20 protein-coding genes and 1 tRNA gene are annotated in these 16970 nt (G+C 69.9%); 5 read left to right on the top strand and 16 right to left on the bottom strand.

Annotated features, from left to right (window positions below):
• Positions 1-19: 19 nt before the first annotated feature.
• Complete coding sequence (locus tag OEIGOIKO_RS19545; protein ID WP_125055143.1) at positions 20-352, bottom strand: helix-turn-helix domain-containing protein; 333 nt, start codon at positions 350-352, stop codon at positions 20-22.
• Between the two features lie 64 nt (positions 353-416).
• Here OEIGOIKO_RS19545 and map point away from each other — a divergent pair, with 64 nt between their 5' ends.
• A complete protein-coding gene (gene map / locus OEIGOIKO_RS19540) occupies positions 417-1199 on the top strand; it encodes a type I methionyl aminopeptidase (protein ID WP_125055142.1) in 783 nt (260 codons plus the stop codon).
• Positions 1200-1491: 292 nt separating this feature from the next.
• Here map and OEIGOIKO_RS19535 read toward each other — a convergent pair whose 3' ends face one another.
• The 5 genes from OEIGOIKO_RS19535 to OEIGOIKO_RS19510 form a co-directional block, all read right to left on the bottom strand.
• On the bottom strand, positions 1492-2091 hold the full coding sequence (locus OEIGOIKO_RS19535; RefSeq protein ID WP_125055141.1) for a hypothetical protein: 600 nt from the start codon (positions 2089-2091) through the stop codon (positions 1492-1494).
• Positions 2092-2124: 33 nt separating this feature from the next.
• A complete protein-coding gene (locus tag OEIGOIKO_RS19530; protein ID WP_125055140.1) occupies positions 2125-2781 on the bottom strand; it encodes a hypothetical protein in 657 nt (218 codons plus the stop codon).
• A gap of 7 nt (positions 2782-2788) precedes the next feature.
• Positions 2789-4090, bottom strand: coding sequence for a hypothetical protein (locus tag OEIGOIKO_RS19525; RefSeq protein WP_125055139.1), 1302 nt, complete (start codon positions 4088-4090; stop codon positions 2789-2791).
• Entirely contained in the window at positions 4087-4398 is a 312-nt protein-coding gene (locus OEIGOIKO_RS19520; protein WP_125055138.1) for a hypothetical protein, read from the bottom strand. Before OEIGOIKO_RS19520 ends, OEIGOIKO_RS19525 begins: the two co-directional genes overlap by 4 nt.
• 2027 nt (positions 4399-6425) lie before the next feature.
• The gene (locus OEIGOIKO_RS19510; protein ID WP_125055137.1) at positions 6426-7013 is read right to left on the bottom strand and encodes a TetR/AcrR family transcriptional regulator; all 588 of its coding nucleotides are present in this window, start codon (positions 7011-7013) and stop codon (positions 6426-6428) included.
• A 236-nt stretch (positions 7014-7249) separates the two neighbouring features.
• On the opposite strand from OEIGOIKO_RS19510, the gene OEIGOIKO_RS19505 reads away from it, so the two are divergent.
• The 3 genes from OEIGOIKO_RS19505 to OEIGOIKO_RS19495 are packed head-to-tail and all read left to right on the top strand — an operon-like array spanning position 7250 to position 9599.
• Positions 7250-7903 (top strand): DUF998 domain-containing protein, encoded by a 654-nt coding sequence (locus OEIGOIKO_RS19505; RefSeq protein ID WP_246177423.1) that lies wholly within the window; start codon positions 7250-7252, stop codon positions 7901-7903.
• A gap of 58 nt (positions 7904-7961) precedes the next feature.
• Positions 7962-9173 (top strand): GDSL-type esterase/lipase family protein, encoded by a 1212-nt coding sequence (locus tag OEIGOIKO_RS19500; protein WP_125055136.1) that lies wholly within the window; start codon positions 7962-7964, stop codon positions 9171-9173.
• A 54-nt stretch (positions 9174-9227) separates the two neighbouring features.
• Complete coding sequence (locus tag OEIGOIKO_RS19495; RefSeq protein ID WP_371858941.1) at positions 9228-9599, top strand: FAD-dependent oxidoreductase; 372 nt, start codon at positions 9228-9230, stop codon at positions 9597-9599.
• A gap of 242 nt (positions 9600-9841) precedes the next feature.
• Here the strand turns inward: OEIGOIKO_RS19495 and OEIGOIKO_RS19490 are convergent.
• The 4 genes from OEIGOIKO_RS19490 to OEIGOIKO_RS19475 form a co-directional block, all read right to left on the bottom strand.
• A tRNA-Ser gene (locus tag OEIGOIKO_RS19490) sits at positions 9842-9928 on the bottom strand.
• A gap of 69 nt (positions 9929-9997) precedes the next feature.
• Positions 9998-10651, bottom strand: a complete 654-nt coding sequence (locus OEIGOIKO_RS19485; RefSeq protein WP_170251766.1) for a nucleoside deaminase — start codon at positions 10649-10651, stop codon at positions 9998-10000.
• 24 nt (positions 10652-10675) lie between these two features.
• On the bottom strand, positions 10676-11218 hold the full coding sequence (locus tag OEIGOIKO_RS19480; protein WP_125055135.1) for a tRNA adenosine deaminase-associated protein: 543 nt from the start codon (positions 11216-11218) through the stop codon (positions 10676-10678).
• A 199-nt stretch (positions 11219-11417) separates the two neighbouring features.
• A complete protein-coding gene (locus OEIGOIKO_RS19475; RefSeq protein ID WP_125055134.1) occupies positions 11418-11690 on the bottom strand; it encodes a hypothetical protein in 273 nt (90 codons plus the stop codon).
• Between the two features lie 453 nt (positions 11691-12143).
• Here OEIGOIKO_RS19475 and upp point away from each other — a divergent pair, with 453 nt between their 5' ends.
• Entirely contained in the window at positions 12144-12779 is a 636-nt protein-coding gene (gene upp, locus OEIGOIKO_RS19465; protein WP_030018025.1) for a uracil phosphoribosyltransferase, read from the top strand.
• 105 nt (positions 12780-12884) lie between these two features.
• Here upp and OEIGOIKO_RS19460 read toward each other — a convergent pair whose 3' ends face one another.
• The 6 genes from OEIGOIKO_RS19460 to OEIGOIKO_RS19440 form a co-directional block, all read right to left on the bottom strand.
• Positions 12885-13544, bottom strand: a complete 660-nt coding sequence (locus OEIGOIKO_RS19460) for a LytR C-terminal domain-containing protein (protein WP_125055132.1) — start codon at positions 13542-13544, stop codon at positions 12885-12887.
• Between the two features lie 168 nt (positions 13545-13712).
• A complete protein-coding gene (locus OEIGOIKO_RS19455; RefSeq protein ID WP_003986294.1) occupies positions 13713-14009 on the bottom strand; it encodes a type II toxin-antitoxin system VapB family antitoxin in 297 nt (98 codons plus the stop codon).
• A 490-nt stretch (positions 14010-14499) separates the two neighbouring features.
• The gene (locus OEIGOIKO_RS41195; RefSeq protein WP_148112432.1) at positions 14500-15261 is read right to left on the bottom strand and encodes a hypothetical protein; all 762 of its coding nucleotides are present in this window, start codon (positions 15259-15261) and stop codon (positions 14500-14502) included.
• Entirely contained in the window at positions 15258-15965 is a 708-nt protein-coding gene (locus tag OEIGOIKO_RS19450) for an RNA polymerase sigma factor (protein ID WP_174857187.1), read from the bottom strand. The genes OEIGOIKO_RS41195 and OEIGOIKO_RS19450 overlap by 4 nt, the downstream gene beginning before the upstream one ends.
• Positions 15966-15999: 34 nt before the next feature.
• Entirely contained in the window at positions 16000-16533 is a 534-nt protein-coding gene (locus OEIGOIKO_RS19445) for an LPXTG cell wall anchor domain-containing protein (protein WP_170251764.1), read from the bottom strand.
• A gap of 112 nt (positions 16534-16645) precedes the next feature.
• Positions 16646-16945: a hypothetical protein gene (locus tag OEIGOIKO_RS19440; RefSeq protein ID WP_125055130.1), complete on the bottom strand. Its 300-nt coding sequence runs from the start codon at positions 16943-16945 to the stop codon at positions 16646-16648.
• Positions 16946-16970 lie beyond the last annotated feature (25 nt).

Below are 16970 nucleotides of genomic sequence, written 5' to 3'. Positions count from 1 at the left end.
ATCAGACCGTCCCGGCCCGCTACACGGCCAACGACGGATGCCGAGTGACCGGCAGCACCGACTCCTCATCGACGGCCGCCTCCACCCGGTCCACCCCATCCACCCCGTCCACCTGGTTCATCTCGGCCCAGACGGCGTCGAGGGACAGCCCGAGGGTGTCGGCGATCGCGGCGATGGTCGGGAAGGCGGGGGTGGCCACCCGGCCGGATTCGATCTTCCGCAGGGTCTCCGGCGAGATGTGGGCGGCGAGCGCCACCTCCAGCATCGAGCGGCAGCCCCGGGCTCGGCGGAGCAGGGCGCCGAGGCGCTGTCCGCGTGCGACCTCGGCGGGGGTGAGCGGCAACCTGACCATGACCCCATTATAATACCGGTATAGTTTGACCGGGATAGTTATTGGACTTACCGGAAAGGCCCCCATGATCGAGATCCTGAACGCCGCGCGGCTCGACCGGGCGAGGGACGCCGGCGCCCTGGTCGGAGACATCCTGCACACGCTGAAGCGGCGCTGCGCGGTCGGGACGAACCTGCTGGACATCGACCAGTGGGCCAAGGAAATGATCATCGAGGCGGGGGCGCAGTCCTGCTACGTCGACTACGCGCCGTCCTTCGGACGCGGCCCGTTCGGGCACTACATCTGCACGGCCGTCAACGACGCAGTGCTCCACGGGCGGCCGCACAACTACACGCTGGCGGACGGGGACCTGCTGACCCTCGACCTCGCCGTGTCCAAGCGCGGGGTGGCCGCGGACGCCGCGATCAGCTTCCTGGTGGGCGAGACCCGGCCGGCGGAGAGCGTCGCCCTGATCGAGACGACCGAACGCGCACTCGCCGCCGGCATCGCCGCCGCGAAGCCAGGGGCGCGCATCGGCGACCTCTCGCACGCCATCGGCACCGTCCTCGGCGAGGCGGGCTACCCGGTCAACACCGAGTTCGGCGGTCACGGCATCGGCTCGACCATGCACCAGGACCCGCACGTCGCCAACACCGGCCGGCCCGGCCGCGGCTACAAGCTCCGCCCCGGACTGCTGCTCGCCCTGGAGCCCTGGATCATGACCGACACCGCCACGCTCGTCACCGACGCCGACGGCTGGACCCTGCGCAGCGCGACGGGCTGCCGGACCGCACACAGCGAGCACACCATCGCCATCACCGACGACGGAGCCGAAATACTCACCCTGCCTTCGCAGGCACGGGCGTAAGAGAGCAGGCGGAGCGCACGGCACACGCAAAACACCCCCCTGATCGCGTCTCCGCGGATCAGAGGGGTGTTAGAAGCGGTAGCGGTGGGATTTGAACCCGTCCGGACGAGGCTTCTCGCATGCGGCTTCATCCAACGTCCGGACCAAGGCTGCCGATTCGATGCTGTCGGATCCTGTCTGGCCCCTCAAGCTCCACCCGGTGTTGCAAGGGCGACACAGGCCTTGATGCCGAGTCGCCGCTACCTCGGCGGCCTCTTCGTGGCGCGCTGTTCCAGTGGATGCCCAGGGTGGATCAGTCCGTTCCGACCCGCGCTCCTGCGGCACGCGCCATCGCTCGTGCCGCAGGACTGACGCCCTTCTTGCGGGGCGGCATCCGGGAGTCCGTCGCCTCCCGCTGGGCGACCCACAGGAGATGCCGTGGCCCAGGGGCCGCGACGACGCCCAGGTATCGAGGGTCGCCTGCGAACCAGGTTTCGGTGACGTGCCCGGACTTCACCGCGCGTACCCAGAAGTGTCCCCTCGTCCCGATCAGGCCGCCATGGCCCAGGCTCACGGTCTTCTCCGGCCGTTCCGGGTCCGACACGACGAACCGCGTACTGCCGTTCTCCTTCGGCTTGGCCTCCGCGACACCCACCTGCCAGGGATAGACGCGCAGCACTCGACGTGTCCGTGCCAAGGAAGTCGTCGCGATCACCGCGAGCAGGGTGTACCAGATGCCGACGCACAGCACCGGAAGCCACAGCACCAGAAGCCAGGCAGGCGTCATGACGACTGCGAAGAGCCATGCGAGAAAGCCCAGCAGCCAGGCCGGCAGAGCAGCACACCGGAGCACCGCGGTACGGCGCCACGCCCGGCGGGTCATCGGGTCTTGCCAGGCTGTCTTGCAGTGCACCGGATATGCCATCTCTGCCTCACACGTTTCTCGTCAGCCGAATGCGTCTCGCGCGGCAGCACTTTCCCTGGCCTCCGGCATCTGCTCGCGCAGGTGTGGCGGAAGAGGATTGTCGAAGCTCACCATGCGGGTGATGCCGTGAAACACGTCTCGGTAGTGCTCGTGGCCGGACTCAGCCGTTGTGCTGAGCGCCAGCACAGCGACACGACGGCCTTCGGGATGCGGCAGATGGGCGGTCATCTGAAAGACCTCTTGGCCCTCGCGTTGATCCAGACTTTCCACCACGGCTGCTGGACCGCAGGGCAGGTCGACCAGGTCGGCGCTGCGGGCCCCTCCGGATGCCAACGCAGCCTTCGCCGCCGCGAGTTTCGGTGGGGTCCACGGCAGCTCTTGCCACTTGATCAGAAACACGGAGTGCACCACACTGCCTGACTCGTCGTGGTGCACCCCTATCGAGAGGTGGGCGGCGCCGCTACGCGCCAGTAGGCCTCCCATGGCACGAGCTTCTTGCATGCGTTCGCGGAACGCCCCGTACTGTTCCTCCGGTACGAGAGTAGAGAGCAACTCCAGCCCGTCCGCCGATACGTCGGCATCGGGCACCAGCGGGACCTCGATGAACCCGGGCGGCAAGGCGAACCAGATGTCGCATTCGGCACTCATCGCCGATCCGACGATGGTGAACTCATTCATGTTTACCTCAGTGGCCGGCATCGAGGAGGACCTGCAAAGTTTTCAGGGCCGTAGCGCCGTGACCGGCACCGTCGAAACTGCCGGCGCGGACGCCGTCCATGCTGGTACCCACGTTGTTGGCGGTGTCGTCGTCCAGGGTGTCGATCAGGTCCTTGGCCGTGCCGTATGTTCCGGTGGCGGTCCCGGCACCGGTGACGCCGAGATCGATCATTCGTCCGGCTCGCTCCGGGTTTGCGGCACCTCTGACCACCCAAGTGGTCAGAGGGTTCTCGGCCCCGGCGATCCGGTTCGCGGCCAACCACGTCTTGCTTCCTGCGCTCGCCAAGTGGTCGGTGAGGGTCAGAGTTCCGGTTGCGGCGCCGGCCGAGCGAACTGCTCCGTTGATGCCACGTGCCACGGCGCCGACTCCAGGCACCATGCCCAGCGTGTCCCCGGCCACCCCTACCGCGTTGCTCCAGAAGCCAGCGTCGAACTCGCCTTTGGTGAAGCCATCCTTGAGCGAAGCCCTGACGGCGGGGTCCGACAGGCGGGAAGCCAGAGTGGCTGCGCTCGCTGTGGCGGCAACGAGGAGAAACGCCACGCCTATGGGACCACTCAAGACCAATGCGAGGAGGCCCGCGATCGCAGCGACCGTTCCCAGCACATCCGTGAGGTTGTCGTCCAGCCAGTCCATGGCCTTGCCGAACCAGCCGGGCTCCTTGGGCGCCAGTTTGTCTGTCGCGTCGCGGATCGAGCTGGCCTTGCCTCGCGCTGTGGACGAGTGTTCGCTCTCCAAGTCGTGGGCTCGCCGTTTGATGGACGAGAGGAGCCCCTGTGCATCGATGACGGATCCACGCGCGTCGTTGAGCGCCGTTGTGGCCTTGTCCAGCCGGGCCTGCGCGTTCTGCAGTGATGCTGCGTCAGTGAATGTCTGGTGAGCCAGCTTCAGGTCTGGGTTGTTACTGGCCTTCTTCTCCTGTTCTTTGGCCAAGTCGAGCTTGTCATGCGCGGCTTTGGCTTCAGCATCCAGCTTCTTGGCATCGCCTAGGTAGCCATGCAAGGCACGGCTCCAGCCAGCCAAGGCGTCCGCAGCTTTCAGCAGGGATGTATGGGCTTTCTTGAGGTTGTCCGGAAGTGCACCGTCCAGTTCCTCGCGAAATGCGACGGCAGCGTCGCCTTCCCACGAACTACCGGACTGCAACTGCTGCACCAATCGATACGCCTTGGCCAAGGTTTCCGCCAAGGAGGTCAGCTTCGCCTGCAGAGCCGAGACGGCGGCGATATTTCCGGGAGCGGGATCGAAGCCTAGGTGAGGGTACGGCTGTGTCACGTCGGTCCCGCCCTGCCTGTGGCTTTCTTGAAGACCTCCTCCAGGGACCGTTCGACCTCTTCGTAATTATCCTTGGTCTTGCTGACGGATTCGGTGAGTTTCTTGGTCTGCTCTGCAATCTGCTCGGAGCCGTACTTCCAGTGTTCTTGGAAGTCGTTGCAGGCCTGGTCCAGGTCGGTGGTGCCCATGCGGTCCGAGGTGACCTGATTCATCTGGTTTCGCACTTCTTCTAATGACTCATGCGCTTTCTTGAGTGTTCTCATGAAGTCACCCAACTCGCCGGTGTCGACCGAGAAGTTATTCCCCATGCGATTCCTCTTTGGTTGAACCCGGGGCATTGGTTCGCCGACCGGGCGGCTGGAGCGTGCGGAGACCGTACATCGTCTGGCGGCCGGCTCGCGCCTTGTTCAGCTCAATCGGCAACTGTTCCGTCCGCCGACCGTGCCGGGGTTGTTCGGATGTGCAAGTTGCATCGAACAACCTCGGTATTTCTCTGAGCGGCGGCGCCAGGTGGTTTTCTGCGGTCAGGTGGTCACGGACAGGTCCCGCGCAAGCATCCGAGGTGGTGGAAGTCATGGCATGAGCCTTGGGGTCACCACACTTTCCACGCTTCTCTGTCCGCGTTTCTGCAGATCAGGGGGTAAGCGGTGGCGATGGGACCTGGATCTGGCCTGCGGCCTCTCGGGGAAACCGTAAGAAGCGCGCCGAGGCGGCGCCGTACTGATCTGACGTGATCCGCCGCCGACGCAGGTGCGCCGCCCCCCGAACTGGTCTACGTATTCTCGTGCGGCCCTCGCCGCTTCCATGGCTTCTTGAATCCGCAGTCTGTGATGAAGCTTCTGCCGGCCATCAACAGGTGTGGTCGCGACCGGTGCCACGAACGAGGACCGCAGAGCGGTTGTTGATGTCTGCGGTCATCGGCACAGCGGAAGCCGGGCGCCCGCTCGCTCTAGTGACCGATTCAGCCTCTTCCGGGCCGCAGAGTGCTCGGTACACCGCCCTGCGCACTGCGGTCCTCCACCAGGTCATGGGTGTGGCACGTGCAACACCACCGTGCTGCACGTGCCACACGCAAAACACCCCCCTGATCGCGTCTCCGCGGATCAGAGGGGTGTTACAAGCGGTAGCGGTGGGATTTGAACCCGTCCGGATGAGGCTTCTCACCTGCGGTTTTCTCGAAGAGGCGGACGAATGGGGGCGTCTGGGACCTGTAGTGCCCGGTCCGGTCCTGCCCAATCGGGCTCCGTGCTGCACATGCAGCACGGAGGGAGCGGCGGGATAACCGGGTCGACGCAGCCACTCGGCACTTCGCAGATAAGCGTCGTCAAGCGCTATGGACGGCATCTGAGCCAATGTCTCAATACCGTGTGCATCAGCTCCTGCCTTTTCACTCTCCGTGGTCTATGGGCCTGCGTGGGGACCACCGAGGCCGCGACCGCACCGGCCACACGTCCTTGGACCACCCCCGCCTGCGTGGGGACCACAACCAGAACACCCGGTCCGGCGTCGGCGTCCAGGAACGCGGCATCCTCCATGAGGGCTGCTCGCCAAGGGACAGGTCGCAGCCGTATGCGCGGACCGCCGTGCTCTTGCCGAGTCCCGGATGGGCGTCCACCAGGGCGGCTGGTTTGGTCTTGTTGCCGTCCTGACGGTTCGACTCGATGATTTCGCGCAAGCCCGCGTGGGGAGCGAAGAGTTGAGGAGTGCCGATGGGGCCGATGTTGGCGTGCCGGACCTCCCGGCTGTCGTTGTGCACCGTGGGCGCCCGCGGCGAAGGCCGGCGGGCTGGGCCCGGCTCAGTTGCTCGGGCCGGATCCGGTCGGGGCCGTAGACCTCCTGAAGCCATCCGGGCAGCCGGGTCGGGCTGTACTGACGGTCGTCGCCTTCGAACGGCTCGGCGTCCGCGGCACTGCCCGCCGTCCTCAACGGCTCTCCCGGACGTCGGCGCCCGTGCCCGCTGTCAGGCTTCTCCCCACGCAGTCACAGCCACCCCGCCAGAGAGAGCCATTGTTCGGCTCCGCGGTTGAGATCACGCCGCTCGGACTCCCAGCTCGCAGGTTCCGCAGTCCATGCGCAGTGGGCCCAGCTCCTTTGTTCCTTCCGAGGGGGATGGGCGCTGTTCTGTGCGGCTGATCTGAGCAGAGCGGCGCCAGCGAGGGCGGGTCGGCGTCACTCTCTGCGGTCGCACGCTTCTGCGGCCGGTTGGGTTCTGCTTTCCGGGTAAGGCCACACACGCTGAGCGTCGTAGTGTGCGCGAGGACTCACTGGGAGTCTGGGTGGCTGCCGTCGTGCCGTGCGCCGCGTTCCCGGCCGGGTGCTGAACGACGGGGGCGAGCTATCGCTGTGCGGAGCCGTAGCGAGCCCACCCCTGATCGAGCAGCTCGAACCCCACCTCCATGGCCGACTCGGGATCGCCCTGACGGGCCATGAGCGGGATCTGTAGGGCGAACCGCGCGTAGAAGCGGATTTCCGCACTCGGTTCGGCGAGCCCGAACTCTTCGGTGAGCACCGCGATGAGGGCGTCCTCGTGACGCAGCCACATCCTCTCGGCGTACTCGATGAGGGAAGGGGTGTCCTCCATGAGGGCCATGATCCGGCTCATGGGCTCAGTCTGCAGCAGGGTGATCTCGGCGAGATAGTGCGCCTTCAGTGCTTCGGAGACCGTCGTTTGCGGGGTGCGGTTTCTGACGGCCGCCACGAGCCGGTCCTGCTGCTCGTTCTCCGTGCTGAAGACCAGCGCCTCTTTGCGGGGGAAGTGCGCGAAGACCGTCTTGGGCGTCACGTCCGCCTTGTCCGCGATCTCGCGCACCGTGACCGCGTCAAACCCGCGCTCAAGGAACAGGCTGGTCGCCGCTCCCAAGATCGCCGTCCGGGTCGCTGTCTTCTTCCGCTCACGTCGCCCGACGGGCGCGTCGTTCTCCATGCCCTCGATTGTACCCCCGAGATAGTCCTACACCAGGACTATAGATACACTAGGTATAGTAAGAGTCCGAGTGAAGCCAGCGAGGACTCTTGGGGCCCGGTTCGGGCGCCGCCTCCGGCGGACGAATGAAGGGCGCGAACATGACAGAAGGCATCGACTCGGTCCCGCCTCGCGACTCCGGACCTGCCGCGCCCGCTCAGCGCCGGAGCGCGGGAAGACTGCTGGTCGCCGGACCGGTGATCTTCCTGCTCGCGGAGTTCATCGCCGCGATGGCGTGGACCGATCCCGCTTACAGCTACACCCGTCACTTCATCAGCAACCTGGGCGTTCACGGGCCGTCGACTCTGTTCGGGCAGTACATGTACTCGCCGCTGGCCTGGGTGATGAATGCCGGCTTCTTCTTGTTCGGCCTCACGATCCTGGCGGGGATCGTCGCGTTGCGGGACCTGGCGGGGCGGGGCCGGTGGGCCACGTTGGTGCCCGCGGCGATGCTGGCCGTGGGCGGTGTCCTGCTCGCCCTGTTTCCCGGATCCGGCGAGGCGCTAGAGGACGGCTCCGGGCAGTACCACAGCACGGGCGCGTTCCTGGGCTTCGTCGGTGGAAATGTGCTGGCCGTCGTGCTCGGGCGTCGCTGGCAGCGCATCGGTGTCTCCCCGCGTACGGGGCGAGCTCTCATCACGGTGGGCGTGATCGGCCTGGTGTCGATGGCCGCCTACCTCGGCCTGATCGTGAGCGCGGGCGATGACCCCGTCGGCGTCATCGGGCTGATCGAACGCGGCGCCGTCCACCCGTTCCTGATCGGACTCAGCTGCGCCGGGGCGGCGATCAGTAAGCGGCGCGGCGCCAGCACGGCACCGTCTCTTCCTGCCGGCGCGCACGCAGCCGACTGACATCTGTCCCGTCGACTCCGGCACTGCCGGTATCCCTTCCCAGCAAAGGACAACGGCCATGGAAAACAGCGATGGCAACGGCGCCCGTGCCGCGGGTGCTCACACCACGTCGGGCTGGGTACGCACCTGGGGCGCCTCGCCGCAGGCCCCGGACAACACGGTCTCCGGCGTCGATCCGTTCGAGAACGCCACGTTGCGGCAGATCGTGCGGGTGAGCGGCGGCGGCAGCCGCATCCGTATCCGCCTCAGCAACGAATACGGCACCGCGCCCGTGACGATCGGTGCGGCCCGGGTGGCCCTCGCCGGCGACGGCCACCTGATCCAGGACGGCAGCAGCCGCACGGTGACGTTCAGTGGCCGGTCAAGCGTCACGATTCCCGCCGGGGCGCCGATACTCAGCGACCCCATCGGTCTGGTGCTGCCCGCGCTGGCGCATATGACGATCAGCCTGTACCTGCCGGGCCGGGTCGAAACCGTCACCGGACACGGCACCTTCCACGCGCCGGGCTGGATCGTGCCGGGCGACGCGACCGCGTCGAGCGCGCTGGACGCGGACGCGGCCCCGTTGCCCGCCCAGGCATTCATCTCTGCCGTGGAGGTGCTGCCCGACCGGCCGGCGAACACGATCGCCGTCCTCGGTGACTCCCGCGTCGACGGGATCGGCTCCACGCCCGGCGCCGACCGGCGCTGGACCGACGTCCTGGCCGAGCGCCTCATCGGCCGCGACGCGACGACGCGCTACGTGGTCAGTCAAGGCATCGGCGGTAACCGCCTGCTCAACGACGGCATCGGTACGTCCGCGCTGGCCCGCTTCGACCGGGACATCCTCGCCACGCCGGGTCTGGAACACGTGGTGATCGCCGTCGGCAACGACCTGGTCTTCTCCTTCGCCCCCGACACCGAGGAAAGCGCCGGCTTCCTCGCCATGTTCGGCGGCGAGCCCGTCACGGTCGAAGACGTGATCGCCGCCCACCAACAGGCCGCCGCCCGTGCCCGCGCTCACGGTGCGAAGGTGCACGCCGCCACCATCGCACCCTATGGCGGCTCGGACATGTACACAGCCGACGGAGACAAGGCCCGCGAACAGGTCAATGAGTGGATCCGCTTCAGCGGCGTCTTCGACGGCGTCCTGGACTTCGACGCCGTCTGGCGCGACCCGGCCGACCCCTCCCGCATCCGCGACGACCTCCACATGGGCGATCACCTGCACGGCAACGACGCCGGATACGAGGCCCTGGCCCGCTCGATCGACCTCTCCCTCTTCGACTGAAACCCCCGGCCCGCCAGCAGCCGGACCCCACCCCTGCTGGCGAAGGAGCTTTGCATGTATGGCGTAGTGATCGCAGGTGCGGGCCCTGTCGGCCTGTTCCTGGCGAACGAACTCGCCCTGGCCGACTGTTCCGTTGTGGTCCTGGAGCGCGACGCGGACCCGCACCCGCCGCTGAAAGCACTCCCGCTCGGGCTGCATGGCCTGAACGCCGCCTCCGCCGAAACGTTCTCTCGCCGGGCCTGCTCCAGCCCCTGCTGCAAGCGTCGGGCATCGGCGCCGCCACCGTCGGCGCCGATCCCGACGCGGCCCAGGCCCCCGCTCCCCGAAGCCTGGGCCACTTCGCCGGGATCACGCTGGACGCCGCGGACATCGACCCGGAAGCGCTGGTCCACCGGCTTCCCGGACCTGCGATGGACGGCCTGGTAGCCGTGCAGGTGCTCGGAATCGTGCCCGTCGGGTCCGGCCCGGCAGCTCGCGTGCGGCGGGCTGTCCCTGTGGGATCCGTGGGAGCAGGTCCCACGGAGGGGAGGGTGGGAAGGCCCGCGCCCCAAGGGAGGCGCTGCCGATCCGGGTCAAGCGGAGCGCATGTGCAGCACCGCTGTGCTGCACATGCAGCACGCAAAACACCCCCCTGATCGCGTCTCCGCGGATCAGAGGGGTGTTACAAGCGGTAGCGGTGGGATTTGAACCCACGGAGAGGTTGCCCCCTCACGCGCTTTCGAGGCGCGCTCCTTCGGCCGCTCGGACACGCTACCGAGAGGAACTCTAGCCCACGGGGGGCCGTACGCCGAAATCGGTATCCGGCGGTGGGGGTGTGCGGGGGGTCAGCGGGAGCGGAAGAAGGTGGTCAGGAGGTCGGCGCAGGGGGCGGCGAGGACGTCGGTGATCACTTCGGGGCGGTGGTTGAGGCGGCGGTCGCGTACGACGTCCCAGAGGGAGCCGGCGGCGCCCGCCTTCTCGTCGGCCGCCCCGTAGACGACGCGGTCCAGGCGGGACAGGACGATGGCGCCCGCGCACATCGTGCACGGTTCCAGGGTGACGACGAGGGTGCAGCCGGTCAGCCGCCAGTCGCCGGGCTGCCGCGCGTCGTCCGAAGGTGTGCCGTCGGAACGTGCGCCGTCCGAAGGTGTGCCGTCGGAACGTGTGCCGTCGGAAGGTGTGCCGTTCGAAGGTGTGCCGTTCGAAGGTGCGCCGTCCGAAGGTGTGCCGTCGGAGCGTGTGCCGCGCAGGGTGCGGGCCGCCTCGCGGATGGCGAGGATCTCGGCGTGCGCGGTCGGGTCGCCGGTGGCCTCGCGTTCGTTGCGGCCGGTGCCGATGACCGTGCCGTCGGGGGACAGCACGACGGCGCCCACCGGGACGTCACCGGTCCCGGGGGCACGGGCAGCCTCGTCCAGCGCCCGTCGCATCGCCGCGGTCCAGGGATCGCGCAGCGGGTCGGGCGCCGGGGTGTGGAGGGGGTCGGGCAAGGAGGCGGTCATGCCTCCCAGTGTCCGTGACGGGGGTTACCTCACGGCCTCCAGGACATCCGTGCAGCCGAGGGCGTCGGCGATCTCGGACAGCGCGTCGGTGTCGAGCGCGAGCAGCTCCTTGTCGCCGATGCCCAGGTCGGTCAGCAGGCCCGGGTCGCCGAGCGGTCCCGGCGGTGGCGCGGGGGCGTCGGCAGCCGCCGCCGTCCCGTCGCCCTCGCCCGGGCCGTCCGCCGGGTCGGGTTCGCCGTCCTCGGTACCGTCCAGGTCGAGGCTGTCGAGGTCGTCGGTGCCGTCCTCGTCGCGGCCGAGCAGTTCGTCGGTGAGCATCGCACCGTACGAGCTGCGGGCAGCGGCGGCGGCGTTCGAGATGAAGATCCGTGGATCGTCCTCGCCGTCCACACGGACGACGCCGAACCACGTGCCTTCCTGCTCGATGTATGCCACCACCGTGTCGTCGTCGACCGCGGCCTCACGGGCCAGGTCGGCCAGATCGGTCAGGGTCTCCACATTGTCGAGCTCCGTGTCGCTCGCTTCCCACCCGTCTTCGGTGCGCGCGAGCAGTGCGGCGAAGTACACCGTGACTCTCCCACTGGTCATAGGCGTGCCGGGCCGGACGGGGCGGCGCCTCGGCGCCGCAGGTCCCCGCCCATCGGAATCGTGGCAGAAACAACGCGATTGCGCGGGGTCTTCGGCGTTGCGTCGTGCGGGCGATATGAGAGATGTGGCTCACGTCTTGTGGGACGAGAGGTTCTGATGGGGCAAAAGTGACGTTCGGCTACCAGCGGAACGTGCGCATTCTCATGGCCTGCCGCATCCGTGCGGCCCGGGCGCGGCGCGGCTGGACGCGGTCGCGCAGCTCCTTGGCCTCGTTGAGATCGCGCAGGAACTGGGCGCGTCGCCGTCGGCGTGCCGCGTCGTTCTCGCCGCCGGTGGCCCCTTCGTCGATGGGCTCGTCGGTGGAGTCGTCAGGGGCGCCTTCGGCTGTGGCGTCCGCGTCGGGAGGCGGGGTGGTGGCCGGTTTGCCGGGTGGGTCGGCGGCCGGGGTCATGAGCGCGGGTGTGGGGCGCTTCGGGGACGGGCGCGGGGCCGGCGGGGCCTGGTCCGGTGTCCGGTCAGGTGCCCGGTCTGCCGTCCGGCCCGCTGTTTCCCGGGATTTCTGGGGGTCGGGGGCTGCCCGGGACGGTCGTACGGGGCGGGAGCCGGCGCCTCCGCCGGTCCGGCGGAGGCGCCGGTTCGCGGATCCGCTGCCGCTCCCGCCGCTCGCGCCGCGCCCGGTACCGCGTCCGGCCCCGGTTCCGTTGCCGCTCCCATTCCCGTCGGGCACGCCGTACACCGCCTTGGGACGAGGTCCGTGCCCGGCACCGGTGCTGCGTACCGGGCGTTTGTGCCCACTTTCCCCCGGACCGGTGGTTCGATGCCAACGGGGACGGAATCGCTTTCCGGGCCGCACGGCACGGACGGGCGGGCACCGGCGCCCGTGACCTCGGCTACTGTCGATGTCATGCGGATCCACGTCGTCGACCACCCGCTGGTGGCGCACAAACTCACTACCCTGCGCGACAAGCGCACCGATTCCCCGACCTTCCGGCGTCTCGCCGACGAGCTGGTCACCCTGCTCGCGTACGAGGCCACCCGCGATGTGCGGACCGAGCAGGTCGACATCGAGACCCCGGTGACGGCGACCACCGGAGTGCGGCTGTCCCACCCCCGCCCGCTGGTCGTACCGATCCTGCGGGCCGGTCTGGGGATGCTGGACGGCATGGTCCGGCTGCTGCCCACGGCCGAGGTCGGCTTCATGGGCATGGTCCGCAACGAGGAGACGTACGAGGCCCACACGTACGCCACGCGGATGCCGGACGACCTCTCGGGCCGCCAGGTGTACGTGGTCGACCCGATGCTGGCCACCGGCGGCACGCTGGTCGCGGCCATCCGGGAACTGATCAACCGCGGCGCGGACGACGTCACCGCGATCTGCCTGCTGGCGGCGCCCGAGGGCGTCGAGGTGATGGAGCGCGAGCTGGCCGGCGCGCCGGTGACGGTCGTCACGGCGGCCGTGGACGAGTGCCTGGACCCCGACCGCTACATCGTCCCCGGCCTGGGTGACGCGGGCGACCGGATGTACGGCACGGCGGGCTGAGGCCGCCGGTCTTCGGAGGCGGGTGGGCGTCCGGGCGGGTGCTTCAGGGCGGGCGCTCGTCCCCGGGCCGGTGTTCGTCCCGGACGGGCGCTCGGCCCGCGCCGGTCACTTACGGCAGCGCGGGTCCGTCTTGGGCGGTGCCGTCAGCGCGGTGAGCGCCTTCTGGGCCGCGGCCGGCTCGGCCAGCGCCTTGAACGTGTCGCCGATGAGCAGGTCGACGTCGCCCGTCTTACGGGTGTCGGTCTTCGGCTCCGCGCCGGCGAGCTGCGTGCCCAGCACCTTCTGGGCGCCCTCGGACGTCGCCTGCGCGCCCAGCAGCACGCCGGTGCCCTTGATCTTCTTGTCGTAGGCGGGCGGGGCGTTGCCCACCTTGCCGACCTTGAAGCCGCGCTTCTTCAGCTCGTCCGCGGTCGTCTTGGCGAGGCCGCCGCGGGCGGTCGCGTTGAAGACGTTGACGGTGACGTCGGCGGGCTTCGGCAGCGGCTTGCCCGTACCGGCGGCCAGGGCGCCGGCCGGCTTCGTGCCGTCCCCGCCCTTGTCGGGGCACTTCTTCTTGTCCTGCGCGGCCTGGGCCGTACCGCCCCGGCCCCCGAAGACGTCGATGAGCTGCAACGTGCCCCAGCCGGCCAGGGCCAGGGCGCAGACGGCGGCGGTGATCGCGAGAGCGATCCGCCGGCGGTGACGGGGGCGGCGCATCCGTGGATATCTGTCGCCCGTGATGCGGTACTTCTTACCGCCCATGCCAGGGGGCGTCAGCATGCTCATGTTCGCAGCGTAGTGCGGGGTCGAGCCCGTGCCTATCAAATGATCAATACGCGTCGTGAGGCCCACCCGAAAGGGCCAATACCGTGCGCCGATCAGGGGGTGGGCCGTGTCGGACGGCGGCTGCGGGCCTGCGGCCCCGTACGCGGGCCGTCTGTGCCGGCCGGTACCTCAGCCCAGTTCCAGGACGCGGGCGTGCAGCACCTGGCGCTGCTGGAGGGCCGCGCGCACGGCGCGGTGCAGCCCGTCCTCCAGGTAGAGGTCGCCCTGCCACTTCACGACGTGTGCGAAGAGGTCGCCGTAGAAGGTGGAGTCCTCGGCGAGCAGCGTCTCCAGGTCGAGCTGCTGCTTGGTCGTCACCAACTGGTCGAGGCGTACCGGACGGGGGGCGACATCCGCCCACTGGCGGGTGCTTTCCCGGCCGTGGTCCGGGTACGGCCGCCCATTTCCGATGCGCTTGAAGATCACACGGAAAGCCTACCGGGCCACCGGCTCCGGGCGCAGCCATGCGGCCGGAGAGCGAAGACGGCAAAGAGGGGCATTTCCGGAGTGGGGCGGGAAGAAGGCGGCTGACGGGCGGCATCGGGGAGGTGGCCCGCGTCCCGCGCGGCCATGGTGGGGAAAGGGCCGCTCCCGGTGCCGAAAGGCGGCCGCCGCCCCGGAAAAGTGGCGCGACGTACGTCCGAGGACGGCTGGAAATGAGCGTCCGGCGGGGTGTGGTGGGCGGGGCGGGCGGGCGCGGCAGGGCGGGCGGGAAGAAGGCCGAATTCCGCAAAGTCCGTGAAGGATGGGGTGTGGGGGAATTCGACACGATCGGAGTACTGCTCGTCGCGCCGGGCGGACGACGAGCGGGGGGAGTGTTAAGTCCGCCCCGTTCCGAGTGCCCCTCCTGTCCCGCCCGTACGCGCAGTCGTAGTACGTGCGTACGGCGAGGCGCGTACGTCTGGCTGCGCGCCCCTCAGCGCCTGGATGCGCTGCTCGGGACCCCCGCCCGGCCCGACGGCCGCGACGGCCGCGCGTCGGGCACCACCGTCGCCGAACGGTCCGTCCCGGCCGGGGGCGGCGCGGACGTCTGCCGCTGGGTTTTCGAGGGGGTGGAGCCGCCACTCGGGCCGGGGGTGGCCGCACTCGGAACGGACGCACCGGGCCGCGCGGTGGGGCCGGGTGACGGGGAGTGCTTCGGAGGGGAAGAGGTGGCCGTGTCGGCGGAGGGCGACGGGGTGGGGACGGGGTCGGCGTCGGCGGATTCGGGACCGGCGGATTCGGGATCGGACGGTGTGGGGCGGGGCGGTACGGGGTGGGGCGTGGCTGCGGGGACGGGACGCGGCGAGACCGGGGTGTCCGGGGCCAGGACCAGGTAGCCCACCGCGGCGGCGGCCACCGTGGCCGCCGCCGTCAGCGGCAGGACGAGACGCCGCAGCCGTCGGCCGAGGAACGGGCCGCGGCGCAGGTTCGGCGGGCCGGGGGGTGCGGCGGGCCGCAGGTCGCGGAGGTCGATCTGTTCGGCACGGGCCGTGAGGGCGAGGCGCAGCCGTGCTTCTACGGGGTGGGGGGCGGTGGGCTGCCGGGGGTTACCGGACTGTCGGTGTTCCTCGAGCTGTCGGAAGTCTTCGGGTTGTCGGACGTCTTCGGGTTGTCGGAAGTCTTCGGGCTGCCGGGGGCGCCCGGAAGCCCGGGGCTTTCCGGGAGCGGGCCCGGACTCCGGGTTGTGCGGTGTCATGGCCGCGCCTCCAGCATCTTCTCCAGGGAGTCCAGCGCGCGGCTGGCGATCGACTTCACCGCGCCGCGGCTGATGCCCAGCGTGGCCGCGATCTGCGCCTCGGTCAGCTCGCCCCAGTACCGCAGGACGAGGACCTCGCGGCGGCGGGTGGTCAGGCGGCCGAGGGCGGCGAGCACCTCGCGGTGCTCCTCGTCGAGTACGACGCGTTCCTCGGCGGAGGGCGCGTCCGTCTCGTGCGGGGGCGTGTAGTCGCGGGCCGTGCGCCGGCGCCGCAGGACCGAGCGGGCCGCGTTGACCACGGCGGTGCGCAGGTACGCGAGGGCGTTGTCGACCTCGTCGAGGCGTTCGCCGTGGCGTTTGTAGAGGGCCGCGAACGCGTCCTGGACGACATCCTCGGCCGTCGCCCGGTCGTCCACCAGCAGCACCGCCAGCCGCACCATGGACAGCCGGTGGGCGTGGTAGAGGTCCGTGATGGTGGGGCTCTCGTCGGGGAGGCGGGCGGCCGGGCCGTCGTCGTGGAGGTGCGCGGTGGGGCCGGTGGGGCCGGTGGGGCCGGTCCGGGCGGCGGACCGCTGGGCGGGCGCCGGGCCGTACCCGTGCCGCGGCGCCGTGACGCGGCTGAGCAGGCGCCGGCGCAGGGCGCGCCAAGGCCCCGGCACGGCGGACCGTGCCGGGGCGAGGGACGCGGCGGCGGTGAACTCCATCGGTTCCTGGGCCGTCGGTGGCGCTGCGGGTGGCTCAGGCGGCGCTGCGGCGGCGGGCGGCGTACACGGCACCGCCGCCTCCGGCGATCAGCAGGGCGGCTCCGGCGCCCAGCGCCACGTTGGTGGTGGTGGAGGTGCCGGTCTCGGCGAGTTCGTCCTTGGCGTGCGAGGGCGCGGGGGCGGGCTTCGCGGCGGAGTCGCCGGACGGCTGGGCGGCATCGGCGCTGCCGGAGCCCTGGCCGGGCACCTTGCTCGCGCTCGGCACGGGGTGCGGCGCGCGGCTGGGCTCGGCGCTCGGGCGCGAGGCGGACGGGGTGCTCGTCTCGGGGGCGGGCTTCGGGGCGGAGCGGTCCGCCTCCGGGGCGGCGCTGGGGGCACTCGCCTTCGGCGTCCGCTCTTCGGCGTGTGCCGTACCGGTCAGGGAGAGCACGGGCAGGGCGACCGCCACCAGCAGCCCGGCGGTCACGGCACTCCGTACCCTGCGGCGGGCCCCGCGTCCGGCGCCGCCGGACAGCGCGTACGAGGTGGCGGACGAGGGGGACGAGGCGGAGGTGCGAGAGTCGTTCACGATGGCTGCTCCACGATCGGCGGGACGGCGCCGGACGGCGCCCTCACCCGTCACGACGTGCGGGAGTCGCGGGGGTTGCCGGTGGGGCGGGAAATTCTTCGCGGGCCGCGCCTCAGTGGTCGTCCCAGTGATCCTCGTGCGCCGCGTGCCGGTGGCCGTCGTGGACGAAGTCGACATGGGTGCCGTGCGGTACGGCGACGTGGCCGCAGCCGGGGCGGTGGTCGTGGTCGTGGCCCTCGTGGACGGTGTGCGCGGCGGGCTCGCACTCGTCGGCGTGGTCGTCGTGCGGGCGGTGGAGGTGGCCGTCGTGGACGTAGTCGACGTGATCGTCGTGGGGTACGGCGACATGGCCGCAGCCGGTGCCGTGCTCGTGGGTGTGGTGCGGATGCGGGGTGTGGGTGGTGGCTGTCATGGCAGGCGCCTTCTTTCCTTTCTCG

This window comes from Streptomyces paromomycinus, from assembly GCF_003865155.1.
Classification (GTDB): Bacteria; Actinomycetota; Actinomycetes; order Streptomycetales; family Streptomycetaceae; genus Streptomyces; species Streptomyces chrestomyceticus.
Note: the sequence above shows the minus strand (reverse complement) of the source record. Positions and strands in the feature narration are given on the sequence as shown.